General features: G+C 63.3%; 17 protein-coding genes. 3 read left to right on the top strand and 14 right to left on the bottom strand.

What is annotated here, in order from left to right:
* Window positions 1–92: 92 nt before the first annotated feature.
* Genes V6M63_RS16705 through petA form a run of 3 tightly spaced genes read right to left on the bottom strand, consistent with a single transcriptional unit; the run spans window position 93 to window position 2,926 of the window.
* Window positions 93–848: a cytochrome c1 gene (locus V6M63_RS16705; protein ID WP_332743683.1), complete on the bottom strand. Its 756-nt coding sequence runs from the start codon at window positions 846–848 to the stop codon at window positions 93–95.
* Window positions 849–879: 31 nt separating this feature from the next.
* Window positions 880–2,280 (bottom strand): cytochrome b, encoded by a 1,401-nt coding sequence (locus V6M63_RS16700; protein WP_332743681.1) that lies wholly within the window; start codon window positions 2,278–2,280, stop codon window positions 880–882.
* 37 nt (window positions 2,281–2,317) lie between these two features.
* On the bottom strand, window positions 2,318–2,926 hold the full coding sequence (gene petA / locus V6M63_RS16695; protein ID WP_332743679.1) for a ubiquinol-cytochrome c reductase iron-sulfur subunit: 609 nt from the start codon (window positions 2,924–2,926) through the stop codon (window positions 2,318–2,320).
* Window positions 2,927–3,177: 251 nt separating this feature from the next.
* Here petA and mscL point away from each other — a divergent pair, with 251 nt between their 5' ends.
* Entirely contained in the window at window positions 3,178–3,606 is a 429-nt protein-coding gene (gene mscL / locus V6M63_RS16690; protein ID WP_332743712.1) for a large conductance mechanosensitive channel protein MscL, read from the top strand.
* On the opposite strand, the gene pdxA is transcribed toward mscL, so the two are convergent.
* Window positions 3,596–4,642, bottom strand: coding sequence for a 4-hydroxythreonine-4-phosphate dehydrogenase PdxA (pdxA, locus tag V6M63_RS16685; RefSeq protein ID WP_332743678.1), 1,047 nt, complete (start codon window positions 4,640–4,642; stop codon window positions 3,596–3,598). The genes mscL and pdxA overlap by 11 nt on opposite strands.
* Before the next feature lie 6 nt (window positions 4,643–4,648).
* Window positions 4,649–5,431 carry a Nif3-like dinuclear metal center hexameric protein gene (locus tag V6M63_RS16680; protein WP_442909607.1) on the bottom strand — a complete coding sequence of 261 codons (783 nt, stop codon included), beginning with the start codon at window positions 5,429–5,431 and terminating at the stop codon, window positions 4,649–4,651.
* A gap of 184 nt (window positions 5,432–5,615) precedes the next feature.
* Between V6M63_RS16680 and V6M63_RS16675 the strand changes: the two genes are divergently transcribed.
* Window positions 5,616–6,773, top strand: a complete 1,158-nt coding sequence (locus tag V6M63_RS16675; protein ID WP_332743675.1) for a trypsin-like peptidase domain-containing protein — start codon at window positions 5,616–5,618, stop codon at window positions 6,771–6,773.
* Between the two features lie 6 nt (window positions 6,774–6,779).
* On the opposite strand, the gene tatC is transcribed toward V6M63_RS16675, so the two are convergent.
* The 7 genes from tatC to hisI all read right to left on the bottom strand — a co-directional run bounded on the left by tatC (window position 6,780) and on the right by hisI (window position 10,112).
* Window positions 6,780–7,577: a twin-arginine translocase subunit TatC gene (gene tatC / locus V6M63_RS16670; RefSeq protein WP_332743674.1), complete on the bottom strand. Its 798-nt coding sequence runs from the start codon at window positions 7,575–7,577 to the stop codon at window positions 6,780–6,782.
* A complete protein-coding gene (gene tatB, locus V6M63_RS16665) occupies window positions 7,577–8,071 on the bottom strand; it encodes a Sec-independent protein translocase protein TatB (RefSeq protein WP_332743673.1) in 495 nt (164 codons plus the stop codon). Before tatB ends, tatC begins: the two co-directional genes overlap by 1 nt.
* Window positions 8,072–8,165: 94 nt before the next feature.
* A complete protein-coding gene (gene tatA, locus V6M63_RS16660) occupies window positions 8,166–8,408 on the bottom strand; it encodes a Sec-independent protein translocase subunit TatA (protein ID WP_056273193.1) in 243 nt (80 codons plus the stop codon).
* Window positions 8,409–8,539: 131 nt separating this feature from the next.
* Window positions 8,540–8,902: a histidine triad nucleotide-binding protein gene (locus V6M63_RS16655; RefSeq protein ID WP_056273196.1), complete on the bottom strand. Its 363-nt coding sequence runs from the start codon at window positions 8,900–8,902 to the stop codon at window positions 8,540–8,542.
* A 21-nt stretch (window positions 8,903–8,923) separates the two neighbouring features.
* Complete coding sequence (locus V6M63_RS16650) at window positions 8,924–9,313, bottom strand: DUF4870 family protein (RefSeq protein ID WP_332743671.1); 390 nt, start codon at window positions 9,311–9,313, stop codon at window positions 8,924–8,926.
* A 12-nt stretch (window positions 9,314–9,325) separates the two neighbouring features.
* Entirely contained in the window at window positions 9,326–9,706 is a 381-nt protein-coding gene (locus tag V6M63_RS16645; RefSeq protein WP_332743670.1) for a phosphoribosyl-ATP diphosphatase, read from the bottom strand.
* 7 nt (window positions 9,707–9,713) lie between these two features.
* Window positions 9,714–10,112 (bottom strand): phosphoribosyl-AMP cyclohydrolase, encoded by a 399-nt coding sequence (hisI, locus tag V6M63_RS16640; protein ID WP_332743710.1) that lies wholly within the window; start codon window positions 10,110–10,112, stop codon window positions 9,714–9,716.
* A gap of 121 nt (window positions 10,113–10,233) precedes the next feature.
* On the opposite strand from hisI, the gene V6M63_RS16635 reads away from it, so the two are divergent.
* Window positions 10,234–10,728, top strand: coding sequence for a LapA family protein (locus V6M63_RS16635; RefSeq protein WP_332743668.1), 495 nt, complete (start codon window positions 10,234–10,236; stop codon window positions 10,726–10,728).
* Window positions 10,729–10,738: 10 nt separating this feature from the next.
* Here V6M63_RS16635 and hisF read toward each other — a convergent pair whose 3' ends face one another.
* Both hisF and hisA read right to left on the bottom strand, forming a co-directional pair.
* Complete coding sequence (gene hisF, locus V6M63_RS16630; protein ID WP_332743667.1) at window positions 10,739–11,518, bottom strand: imidazole glycerol phosphate synthase subunit HisF; 780 nt, start codon at window positions 11,516–11,518, stop codon at window positions 10,739–10,741.
* A 92-nt stretch (window positions 11,519–11,610) separates the two neighbouring features.
* Window positions 11,611–12,351, bottom strand: a complete 741-nt coding sequence (gene hisA / locus V6M63_RS16625) for a 1-(5-phosphoribosyl)-5-[(5-phosphoribosylamino)methylideneamino]imidazole-4-carboxamide isomerase (RefSeq protein ID WP_332743666.1) — start codon at window positions 12,349–12,351, stop codon at window positions 11,611–11,613.
* Window positions 12,352–12,367: the final 16 nt, after the last annotated feature.

Here is a 12,367-nt window from a genome sequence, read left to right as displayed (position 1 = left end):
AACAGTGGTTTGCTTTCGTGTCATACGGACACTGCAAACCACTGCGGAACAGACAGGCTGGTGGTTTGCACCACCAACCTTGTCGGGTGGGATTACTTGATGTCTTTCCAGAAGGATGCATTCAGGCGCCAGGCCACCACGGTGAAGGCGGCCAGGAACAACATCACCCACACGCCAACGCGGACCCGGTTGTTCTGGGCCGGCTCGGCCATCCACTGCAGATAGGCGACGAGGTCGCCCACGTTCTGGTCGTACTCGGCGGCACTGAGGGTGCCGGCCTTGACCGGCGCCCAGCCCTTGACCCGTTCGACTTCATGGCCGTGGCTCATGATCTTTTCGACCACCGGGCGTTGCTCCCCCTGAAGTTCCCACAAGGGATTGGGCATGCCGATGTTGGGAAATGCCAGATTGTTCCAACCCGTCGGCTTGGTGTCGTCGCGGTAATAGGTGCGCAGCAGGGTGTAGACGTAATCTGCACCCGTGCCTGCATGGCTCGAACGTGAACGGGCGATCAAGGTCAGGTCGGGCGGGTTCACGCCGAACCATTGCTTGGCCTGCTTCGGATCGATGGAGGCCTTCATCGTGTCACCGATCTTGTCGGTGGCAAAGGTCAGGTTCTCGGCAATCTGCTTGTCGTTCAGGCCGATATCGCGCAGGCGGTTGTAGCGCATGAAAGCCGCCGAGTGGCAGCTCAGGCAGTAGTTCACGAACAGCTTGGCGCCGTTCTGCAGAGCGGCCATGTCGTTGGTGCGCTCGGGCGCCTTGTCCAGTGGAATGCTGCCGCCAGCAGCCACGGCAGCGCCAGACATGCCCAATGCCATCACGAAGCCCAAGAGGATTTTTTTCATTTGCTTGACTCTCTGAATTGGCTCTTCGGGTTCAGTGGGGCTGGAAGGTGACGCGGTCGGGCACGGGCTTGAACTCGCCCAGACGGCTCCACCAAGGCATCAACAGGAAGAAGCCGAAATAGAACAAGGTGCCGACCTGCGACACGCGCTCGCCGATGGGCGACGGTGGCAATACACCAAGGTAGCCCAGGATCAGGAAGTTGATGACGAACACGCCATACAGCCACTTGTTCCAGGTGGGGCGGTAGCGGATCGACTTGACCGGGCTGTGATCCAGCCAAGGCAGGAAGAACAGGATGATCACAGCACCGCCCATGGCGACCACGCCCCAGAACTTGGCATCGATGGCCAGCATCAAGGCCACCAGCACGACAGCGCCACCCAGAACCACTGCCTTCAGGACGGCAGACAACCGGGTCTTGATGACGCCCACCACGGCCCCCAGCAGCACGCAGGCGATCAGGGCGTACATCATCTCGCTGGTGATGGCACGCAGCATCGAATAGAACGGCGTGAAGTACCAGACCGGCGCGATGTGCAACGGCGTGACCAGCGGATCGGCCGGAATGAAGTTGTTGTATTCGAGGAAATAGCCGCCGAACTCGGGGGCAAAGAAAATGATCGCCGAGAAGATCATGAGGAACACCGACACACCCAGCACGTCGTGCACGGTGTAGTACGGGTGAAATGGAATGCCATCCAAGGGAATGCCCTTGGCATCCTTCTTGGCCTTGATCTCCACGCCGTCCGGGTTGTTGGAACCCACTTCGTGCAGCGCGATGATGTGTGCGACCACCAGCCCCAGAAGGACCAGCGGCACAGCAATCACGTGGAAGCTGAAGAAGCGGTTCAGCGTGGCGTCACCCACCACGAAGTCGCCACGAATCAGCAGCGCCAGGTCAGGGCCCACGAAGGGAATGGCAGCGAACAGGTTCACGATCACCTGGGCGCCCCAATAGGACATCTGACCCCACGGCAACAGATAGCCCATGAAGGCTTCGGCCATCAAACACAGGAAGATCGCGCAGCCAAACACCCACACCAGTTCGCGCGGCTTGCGGTAGCTGCCGTAGATCAGGCCACGGAACATGTGCATGTAGACCACCACAAAGAACGCCGAAGCGCCCGTGGAGTGCATGTAACGGATCAGCCAGCCCCAGGGCACATCCCGCATGATGTATTCGACCGAGGCAAACGCCAGCGCGGCGTCGGGCTTGTAGTGCATCACCAGGAAGATGCCGGTGACGATCTGGATCACGAGCACGAGCAGTGCCAGCGAGCCGAAGAAGTACCAGAAGTTGAAGTTCTTCGGTGCGTAGTATTCGGCCAGGTGCTCGTTGTAGAGCTTGGACAGCGGGAACCGGTTGTCGATCCAGTTCAGTGTCTTCTGACCGATCGGTGCGTCGGGGGAAATTTCTTTGAATTCAGCCATGGGGATGCCTCTGTGATCCGTTGTCTGTCAACGCCGCTCAGGCCTGCTTGTCTTCGCCGACCAGCAGTTTCGTGTCGGAGATGTAGTAGTGCGGCGGCACTTCCAGGTTGTCGGGCGCGGGCTTGTTCTTGAACACGCGACCCGCCAGATCGAAGGTTGAGCCATGGCAAGCACACAGAAAACCGCCTTGCCAATCGTCGGGCAGCGAAGGCTGAGGGCCGGGCGTCAGCCGGTCGCCGGGCGAGCAACCCAGGTGGGTGCAGATACCCACGGCCACCAACAGCTCGGGCTTGATGGAGCGGTGGTGGTTTTTGGCGTATTCGGGTGTGGGCACCGCATTGCGAGCCGATTCCGGATCTGCCAGCTCGCCACCGATTTTTTCGAGCGCGGCCAGTTGCTCGGGGGTGCGGCGCATGATCCACACAGGCTTGCCGCGCCACTCGACCACGATCTTCTCGCCAGGGAGGATGCCCGAGACATCCACTTCGACCGCTGCACCTGCGGCTTTGGCACGCTCGGATGGCTGGAATGTGCTCACAAAGGGCACAGCGACAGCGGCTGCACCCACGCCACCCATGGCGCAGGAGGTGATCAGCCAGGTACGGCGGCTGCTGTTCGCAGGCGCGTGGACGGTTGCTTCACTCATGGAACTCTTTCAATGAGATTTCAGGTCAGGACATTCGGGACAACCCGGCATTGTACTGGAGCACATAGGGTCTTCCAGGGCTTGCCGGGGTACAGGACTGGGCTATTGGAGGCCAGGGTCGCGGGCTGTCGAGTCCGTCTCAGTGCGCAGCTGTCGGCAGCGGGCCCAGCCCTTGTGTGAGAATCGATTTTGCCCATCAGCCCCGGCGCATGATGGCCATCGCCAACAACCATCCACCGAGGGGAAGCACCATGAGCGTGATGCAGGAATTCAAGGAGTTCGCCGTCAAGGGCAATGTCATCGACCTGGCGGTGGGCGTGATCATCGGGGGTGCGTTCGGCAAGATCGTCACGTCGATGGTGGACGACATCATCATGCCCATCGTGGGCTCGATCTTCGGCAACCTCGACTTCACCAATCTGTATGTGGCGTTGGGCAAGGTGCCCGAGGGCACGGCTCCCACGCTGGCGGCACTCAAGACCGCTGGCGTGCCCACGCTGGCCTATGGCAATTTCATCACCGTGGCACTCAACTTCACCATCCTCGCGTTCATCATCTTCATGATGGTCAAGCAGATCAACCGACTCAAGCGCGAAACTCCCGTGGCGCCCCCAGCGCCCGTGGCAACACCCGAAGACGTGGTGTTGTTGCGCGAGATCCGCGACAGCCTCAAGAAGTAACGGCTGTTGCCAGGGCAGCGTCGATCGCAGCCAGCAGGCTGCTGGCGCTGGCGCGGCCCGTACCCGCGATGTCGAAGGCCGTTCCATGGTCAGGACTGGTGCGCACGAACGGGAGGCCCAGCGTGGTGTTCACGCCATCGTCCAGGCCCAGCAGCTTGACGGGGATCAGTCCCTGGTCGTGGTACATGGCCACCACAACGTCAAAGCCACCTTGCCGGGCACGCATGAACACGGTGTCCGGTGCGTGCGGGCCGCTGGCGTCCATGCCGTCCTGCCGCGCGCGTTCGATGGCCGGTGCAATGACGTCCCTGTCTTCCAGCCCGAACAGGCCGCCCTCTCCCGCATGCGGGTTCAGCCCCGCCACCGCTATGCGCGGCTGCGCCAGACCGGAGCGTTGAAAGTGTGCGTGGGTGATGCGGATCGTCTGCAGCACCTGCTCGGTTGTCACCGCATCCAGCGCCTGCCTGAGTGACACATGAATGCTCACCAGCACCGTGCTCAGGCCCGGGCAACTCAGCATCATGCGCACGGGCAGCGCAGACACTGCCACGCCGAGGTGCGTCGCGCTCAGCGCCTGCAGCAGTTCGGTGTGCCCGGGATGCTCGACGCCCGCCGCGGCCAGGGCCTCCTTGTGGATGGGCGCGGTCACCACGGCACGCGCCCGCCCCTCCAGTGCGGCCCTCGCTGCCCACTCGATGCAATCGGCGGCTGCGCGCCCGGCATGCGCGCTGACGTGCCCGAACTCCACCGACCGCGCCAGACGGCACGCCTGCACCACCGCCATGCAACCCGGCGGCACAGCCGCCAGATCCGCGAGGTCGGCGATCTCGGCCACCATCAACGGCGCCGATCCGGCCTCGACCAACCGCGCCGCCCGGCGCAGGATATCCACGTCGCCAGCCACCACGATCTGCCCAAGCAGTCCGGGTCGCTCCCTGAAGGCCTTGGCGATGATTTCCGGGCCGATGCCGGCCGGGTCTCCCATGGTCAGGACCACAGGACTGAAAGCTGGGCGGTGGAAAGTGGGCCGGTTCATCGGGATTCAAGCCGGATTGTCGATGTCGATGAACACATGCTCCAGCCCGAGCTGAGCAGCCACATGCGCGCCCACCGCAGGCGCGCCGTAGCGTTCGGACGCATGGTGACCACAAGCGATGTAAGCCACACCACACTCGCGCGCATAGTGGGCCTGTGGCTCGGAAATCTCACCGGTGATGAACACATCCGCCCCAGCGGCAATGGCGGCTTCGAAGTAGCCCTGCGCCCCGCCAGTGCACAGCGCCACATGCTGCACCGGCCGATCCGGCTCGGCCACCAGCGTGACGGCGCGGCCCAATTGCGCGGCCACATGGTCGGCCAGCTCCGCGGCCGATGCCGACGGCCTGTGACCCATGAAGCCCAGGGCCTGATCGCCAAATCGGCCACGCGCATCGGCGTAGAGCGCCACCCCCAGCCGCTGCGCCAACTGGGCGTTGTTGCCCAGCACGGCGTGGGCGTCCAGCGGCAGGTGGTAGGCCAGCAGGTTGATGTCGTGGGCCAGCAGGCGGGACAGACGCTGCTTCATCCAACCCGTGACCCGTCCATCCTGTCCGCGCCAGAACAGACCGTGGTGCACCAGAATGGCGTCTGCCCCTTCAGCAATGGCGGCGTCGATCAGCGATCGGCTGGCCGTCACGCCACTGACGAGCTTTCGCACCTCGGAGCGACCTTCCACCTGCAGCCCGTTGGGGCCGTAGTCTTTGAACTGCGTGGGCTGGAGCAACTGGTCCAGGGCCTCGGTCAGGGCAGCTCGGGTGACTGCCGATGGCAGCGAGAGAGGGGTCATCATGAGGTGTCCGGGTTCCACAGAAGCAACAACAGCTGCCCATTCTGACACCGGGCCAATGCTTGCCCCGGCGTGCGCTGTTCAGGGTTTGAAGACCGCATGTCAGCACCCATTTGCGGGACAATGGCCATTCCGGCCCGCTGCTCGCAGATCGCTCGTGCCCAACCACCAATTCAGCCCCCTCATGAAACGTCTCTGGCTCCTGTTCGCCCAAACCGTCACCGTGCTGGTGGCCGCCTTGTTCGTGGTGGCCACCCTTCAACCGCAGTGGCTCGGACGCCCCACCTCCGTCGCTTCGGCGGTGCCCGTGCTGGAGGCCCCTTCGGTGCGCGTCGCGCCTTCCGGTGGGGCTGGCTCAACCAGCTTTCGTGACGCCGCGCGCTCGGCGTCACCAGCCGTGGTCAGCATCAACACCAGCAAGGCCGCTGTCAATGGCGCACAGAACGCGGACCCCTGGTTTCGGTTCTTTTTCGGTGATCAAGGCCAGAGCCAGCCACAAAGCGGCCTGGGATCGGGTGTGATCGTGAGCCCGGCGGGCTACGTGTTGACCAACAACCATGTGATCGAGGAAGCCGACGAGATCGAGGTGATCCTCAACGACGGGCGCAAGAGCGCAGCCAAGGTGATCGGCACCGATCCGGAAACCGATCTCGCCATCCTGAAGATCGAGCTCACAGACCTGCCGGTGATCACGCTGGGCAACTCCGATGCCCTGGAAATCGGTGATCAGGTGCTGGCCATCGGCAATCCGTTCGGTGTCGGCCAGACCGTCACCAGCGGCATCGTGAGCGCACTGGGGCGCACGCAGCTGGGCATCAACACCTTCGAGAACTTCATCCAGACCGACGCAGCCATCAATCCAGGCAATTCCGGCGGTGCACTGGTCGACGTGAACGGGCATTTGATGGGCATCAACACAGCCATCTATTCGCGCTCGGGTGGATCCATGGGCATCGGCTTTGCCATTCCCACCTCCACCGCGCGCAGCGTGTTGGACGCGATCGTGCGCGACGGGCAAGTGACGCGCGGCTGGATCGGGGTGGAGCCGCAGGACCTCACGGTCGAACTGGCCGAGAGCTTTGGCTTGCAACCCGGCACCGGGGTGGTCATCACGGGGGTGCTGCAAAACGGGCCCGCCGCTCAGGCCGGCATACGGCCCGGCGACGTCATCACCGCGGTGGGGGGCAAAGCCGTGACCAACGTGCCCCAACTCCTGTCCGCCGTGGCGGCACTCCAGCCTGGCACGGCATCTCCTCTGGATGTGACCCGGCGCGACGGCAAGATTCAGCTTCAGGTGACGCCCGGCCGGCGCAACATTGCGCGCCAGGCGGCGGCGCGCTGAACCGACTCAGGAAGCCGATTCCTTTTCAGCCGCCTCGGCCTCGGTGGGTGCTGAGGCCTTGATGAACCATTGCGCGCCCCATATGCCCAGTTCGTAGAGCACGCACATGGGCACGGCCAGCGCCAGTTGGGAAATCACGTCGGGAGGCGTGACCACCGCCGCGATGACGAAGGCCACCACGATGAAATAGCCGCGGAACTCCTTGAGCTTGTCCACCGTCACCATGTTCATCTTGACCAGCAACACCACCACGATGGGCACCTGGAAGGCCAGGCCAAAAGCGAGGTAGAGCGAAAGGATGGCCTCTACATACGAGGCGATGTCGGGCGTGGCGGCCACACTGGCGGGTGTGAACTGCTGGATGAAGCCGAACATCTTGTCCAGCACGAAGAACTGCACGAAGGCAATGCCCACGTAAGCCAGCAAGCTGCCCAACACGATCAGCGGGATGGCAAAACGCTTTTCATGGCTGTAGAGGCCCGGTGCCACAAAGGCCCACACCTGGTACATCCACCACGGCAACGACAGCAGCAGCGCGGCCATGGCCAGCACCTTGATCGGCACGAAGAAAGGAGAGAACACGCCCACCGCAATCAGCTTCGCGTCCGGCGGCATGTGCGCGCGGATCGGCACGGCGATCAGATCGATCAAACCGCTGGGGCCTGGCCAGAAGGCCAGCAGGGCCATGCAGATCGCAAGCCCGATCACCCCATAAAGCAACCTGTCCCGCAGCTCCATGAGGTGCTGCACGAACGGTTGCTCTGAACCGGCGAGTTCGTCGGTGGTTTTATCGGTGTCGGACATCAGCGGGGAGCAGAAGAGGAGCGGGGCCGGAAACGGGCCACGCGGGCCGCGCCGGATTGGGTGCGTGTGCGCACCCCGGTGCGGGCCTTGTACCACTGGGGCATGGCTTTCTGCTTGAGCCGCCAGTTCTTTTTGGGGTGTTTGTAAACAGGCGGTTCGAGTGAACCGAGGATGTCGTTCGAACCGTATGACGAACTGCTGCTGCCATCCAGACCGGCGGTGGCGTCGGACCACGATTTCTCGAAATCGCTGGTGCCGCTCTGGACCGACTGCTCGACATCGCGCGCAGCGCTGGTCACCGTGTCCTTCATTTTCTTGAGTTCTTCGAGCTCCATGGAGCGGCTGACCTCGGACTTCACGTCGGCCACATAACGCTGTGCCTTGCCCAGCAGCGCCCCGACGGTGCGCGCCACACGCGGCAGCTTTTCGGGGCCAATGACGATCAGCGCCACGGCCCCGATGAGGGCGAGTTTGGAAATGCCCAAATCAATCATGTGTCGGCCATCCTGCGGGCGAGTACGAGCTCTGGAAGAGCCTGGAGGTCGGCGCTCGGGCAGCGATGGTGGTCACCGCAGCGCACGGAAGAAATCAGCTTTTTTGCTTGGCTTCGACGTCGATGGCGTTTTTGTCAGCCCGGGTTTCCTGGGTCACCTGGCTTGCAGGCGCCGCATTCGCGTCAGCGGGGTTCTGACCGCCTTCCTTGATGCCATCCTTGAAGCCTTTGACGGCGCCACCCAGGTCGGATCCAATGTTCTTGAGCTTCTTGGTGCCGAAGACCATCACCACGATGAGCAGCACGATGAGCCAATGCCAGATAGAAAACGAACCCATGGTTTACTCCAGATATTGAGGTGTCGCGCAGTGCGCTGTGGGTGGGATTCTAAGCCCGTGCAGTAGTTCAAGCCCTGTGAGCAAGCAATTCCAGCACCAGCGCAATGGGACGCCCACCGGGTGCGGGACGATCAGCCTCGCAACCAGGGCCTGGGGCCACCCATCACGTGAACATGGAGGTGATGCACTTCCTGCCCGCCCTCGGTGCCGGTGTTGCACACCATGCGAAAGCCCCCCTCGGGATACGGATTGCACCCCAGTTCCATGGCCAGTTTGGGCGCCAGCACCATCAGGCGGCCCATGAGCCTTTCGTGTTCGGGCCCCAACTGTGCCATGGACGCAAGGTGCACCTTGGGCACCAGCAGGAAATGCACGGGCGCCCAGGGGTGGATGTCGTGAAAAACGAAGAGGTCTTCGTCCTCGTAGACCTTCTTTGATGGAATCTGGCCTGCAATGATCTTGCAGAAGATGCAGTTGGGGTCGTGTGCGGTCATGTCGAATGCGAGGGGGTCAGTTCAATCGGGCATGGGCTGGCTGGCATTCATGCGCACCATGCCCTTGACGATGCGGTAGAGGAACCAGATGGAGATGAGGCCCCAGGCGATCCAGCCGGGGACGAAGAAGAGCAGCCACAGCGGCAATGTGACCAGGTAGAGCACGGCGGCCCAGATCACCGTGCGGATGCGCCAGGAGAAATGACTGGCTTGCCAGGTGCCCTCCGCATCGCTCTTTTTCACCAGGTCGATGATCAGTGCCACGATCAGCAAGGCCACCCCAGGCTGGGTGCCGGGCAACACCGCACCCACGGCCACGATGAGGTGCAGGATGTAGCTGACCCAACCGATGGTCTTGAGGGACTGGGCGCGTTCGCTGTCGACCGGCTCGACGTCGATGATGTCGCTCATGGCAACCTCCTTTCAGTTGGCTTCGGGTCCGGGCGCCGCTTCGCGCGCGAGCACCTTGCGCATGGCCTTCTCTTCCAGGCCGCTGAGACCTTCACGGCGCACCAGCTCGGCCACCACATCGGCCGGGCCGAGGTTGTAGTGGGCCAGCGCGATCATGCAGTGGAACCAGAGGTCGGCCGTTTCGTTCACCAGCTTCTGCGGATCCCCACCGTGGTCCAGGTCCTTGGCGGCCATCACCGCTTCGGTGGCTTCTTCACCGATTTTTTTGAGGAAGCCGTCGGGACCCTTGTGCAGCAGCCGGGCGACATAGCTTTTCTCGGGATCACCGCCGTTGGCCGGCTTGCGGCTTTCGATCACGGCGGCCAGACGCGCCAGGTCATCGGTGGGGTTCATCGTTGGCTCACTTGTAGATCGATTCGGGGTCTTTGAGCACGGGCTCGACGGCCTGCCACTGATCGTTGTCCAGGCGCTGGAAAAAGCAGCTGTGGCGGCCGGTGTGGCACGCAATGCCGGGCTCGTGGCCAAGCTGAGTGACCTTGAGCAGCACCACATCGCTGTCGCAGTCGATCCGGATGTCGTGCACTGTCTGCACATGGCCCGACTCTTCACCCTTGAACCACAGCTTGTTGCGCGAGCGGCTGAAATACACCGCGCGACCGAGTTCGGCGGTCTTCTGCAGCGCCTCGCGGTTCATCCAGGCAAACATGAGCACATCGCCCGTGGCCGCTTCCTGCGCGATCACGGGCACCAGGCCTTGCGCGTCCCATTTCACATCGTCCAACCAGTTCATCCGGGGAATCTACCATGGGCATTTGCCGGACCGCGGGGGAACGCGGGCAAAGCCGCTACGATGAAGCCGGTTCTGACAAGACCGATGCCACCCCGATCTCTTGCCACCGCGCCCGCGCAAAGGAACCCTCATGAAACTCCGCACCCTGCTCCTCGTTGTCTTCATCCTGCTGATCGCTGGATTCGTGGCGCTCAACTTCGCCCAGATCCTGCAACCCACCGCGTTGAATTTCGGTTTCACCGAGGTGCAGGCGCCACTGGGTCTGGTGCTGCTGGGCATGCTGGCACTCGTGCTGGTGGTGTTTCTCGCTGCGCTCGTCTTCCAGCAGACGACACACATGATGGAAGTGCGCCGCATCACCCGCGAAGCCTCGGAGCAACGCACCCTGGCCGACAAGGCCGAGGCCTCGCGTTTCACCGAACTGCGCACCTTCCTGCAAGCCGAGATGCAAGCCACGGCGGCGCGTGAAATCGATCTGGCCGAAAAACTGCACCAGAAGGTGGACCGCCTGCAGGCGGCCATGACCGAGGTGATCGAACAGAATGGCAACGGCCTGAGCGCGAGCCTGGGTGAGCTGGAAGACCGCCTTGAGCGGCAGTTTCAGCCGCGCGGCGATCGCATCTGAGCGCAAGAGCTCAGAGCCGTACCGGGATCCCGCGTTCGGCCATGCGGGCCTTGGCCTGGGCCACGGTGAACTCACCGTAGTGAAAGATGCTGGCGGCCAGCACGGCGTCGGCACCACCCTGTTGCACGCCATCGGCCAGGTGGTCGAGGGTGCCCACACCGCCGGAGGCGATCACCGGCACGTCCACCGCATCAGCCACCGCACGGGTAAGCGCCAGATCGAAGCCCGACTTGGTACCGTCGCGGTCCATGCTGGTGAGGAGGATCTCGCCAGCGCCGTGTTCGGCCATCTGGCGAGCCCAGGCCACAGCGTCCAGGCCGGTGTTCTTGCGCCCGCCGTGGCTGTACACGTCCCAGCCTTCTCCACGCAGCGCCAGATCGTCACCGTGTCGGCGCTTGGCGTCGATGGCCACCACGATGCACTGCGCGCCGTATTTGGCCGAGGCATCGCGGATCACCTGGGGGTTGGCGATGGCTGCCGAGTTGAAACTGGTCTTGTCGGCCCCGGCGTTGAGCAGACGGCGCACGTCTTCCACGGTGCGCACGCCACCACCCACGGTGAGCGGAATGAAGACCTGCGAGGCCACGGCTTCGATGATGTGCAGGATCAGGTCGCGTCCGTCGGAGGTGGCCGTGATGTCGAGGAAGGTGAGTTCGTCGGCGCCCTGTTCGTTGTAGCGCGCCGCGATCTCCACCGGGTCGCCCGCGTCGCGCAATTCCACGAAGTTGACACCCTTGACGACGCGACCGCCGGTCACGTCCAGGCAGGGAATGATGCGTTTGGCGAGCATGTCAGGCCGCAGCGCAGGGCCGCCCCAAGCAAGGCCGCGCCCCGTTGGGGGGCAGCGAATGCACGAAGTGATGAGCGTGGGGGCGATTCATATCAGCCGTTGAGTTCGTCGGCCAGCTGCTGCGCGGCCTCGAAGTCGAGGTCACCGCTGTAGATCGAGCGTCCGCAGATCACGCCCTCGACGCCCTCTTCTTCCACCGCGCACAACGCGCGGATGTCCTCCAGATTGGAGAGGCCTCCCGAGGCGATGACGGGAATCGACAGCGCCTGCGCCAGCTTCACCGTGGCGTCGATGTTGATGCCCGAGAGCATGCCGTCGCGGCCGATGTCGGTGTAGATGATGCCTTCGACGCCGTAGTCCTCGAACTTTTTGCCCAGGTCCACCACCTCGTGGCCTGTGAGCTTGCTCCAGCCGTCGGTGGCGACTTTGCCGTCCTTGGCGTCCAGGCCCACGATGATGTGGCCACCGAACGCGGTGCAGGCGTCCTGGAGGAAGCCGGGGTTCTTGACCGCGGCGGTGCCGATGATCACGTAGCGCAAGCCGGCGTCGAGGTAGCGCTCGATGGTGTCGAGGTCGCGGATACCACCACCGAGCTGCACGTCCACTTCGGAGCCCACCTCTTTCAGGATGGCACGGATCGCCTGCTCGTTCTTCGGCTTGCCAGCAAAGGCTCCATTGAGGTCCACCAGGTGCACGCGGCGCGCGCCCTTGTCGACCCAACTGCGGGCGATGGCGGCCGGGTCTTCGCCGAACACGGTGGATTGGTCCATGTCGCCCTGTTTGAGGCGAACGCACTGGCCGTCTTTCAGATCAATGGCAGGAATCAGCAGCATGATGGTGTGGTGAAAG

This window comes from Hydrogenophaga sp., assembly GCF_036675665.1.
Classification (GTDB): Bacteria; Pseudomonadota; Gammaproteobacteria; order Burkholderiales; family Burkholderiaceae_C; genus Hydrogenophaga.
Note: the sequence above shows the minus strand (reverse complement) of the source record. Positions and strands in the feature narration are given on the sequence as shown.